The 855-nt window shown below is 43.5% G+C and carries 1 protein-coding gene; it reads left to right on the plus strand.

The genetic code is table 11. The features are described 5' to 3' along the window. Window positions 1-855: GGDEF domain-containing protein (locus R7190_RS26445; RefSeq protein WP_318137748.1), on the plus strand; the 855-nt coding region annotated here is incomplete at both ends.

Raw genomic sequence — 855 nt, forward strand, 5'->3', positions numbered from 1 at the left:
ATTCGCTTGTGCAATCAGAGGGGTTAATCTTGTTGTATACCTTCCTTACGTGTTATCCGCGAGCACTTGTTTTACTTACCTTTGGGCAAGTCGAACTTTCACGCTCGAGCAAAAACATCAATCTGTCGTCATTGCCCTAATCCTCGGTTACACCCTCACTTTTTACCTGTACTTTTTCTTAGGCGGACATTTTCTTTTTTCGTCGTTGGTGACGATCAACCTACTCTTGACCATGGTTGAGTTCGGTGTTTTTTGGTCGTTCTTTACCTACGCCTTATCAATGACTTTTTGCTTTTACAATGATTCGATAACGGCAGGGAATGCCCCTTTTAAACTCCACGCTTTAAAAGAATTTTTCATTCAAAGTACGTTTTTATTTTTGTTCAACCTGTTTATTTACAAAGGGCTACGCTCTATCGAGTGTTATTGGCATGGCATTTGGCAAACACAATATGAACAGGTGGAAGAGCTTGAACGATTAGTCGAGATCGACGAGCTCACTGGGTGCTATTCCCGCTTTAAAGGCAATCAACTGATCGAACAACAGATTCAACGTGCCCAACCGTTTACTCTGTTGTACATCGATCTTGATGGCTTTAAAGCCGTGAATGATGAATTTGGTCACGACGCCGGAGATAAGGTGTTGCAGATCACCGCCCAACGTATTTTGCATCTGTTAGACGACGGCCAGTTCGCGACACGCATCGGAGGCGATGAGTTTATTCTGTGCCTGCCAAACATCGAAGACACCAAGGAGTTAGAACAGTTTCAGTCTTTGCTGCATCACGCATGCAGTGCACCCATTTTTATCCATTTTCAAAACGTTCACATCGGTTTAAGTGTTGGTATGGCTCG

It is taken from the genome of Vibrio sp. 1078-1 (genome assembly GCF_033340475.1).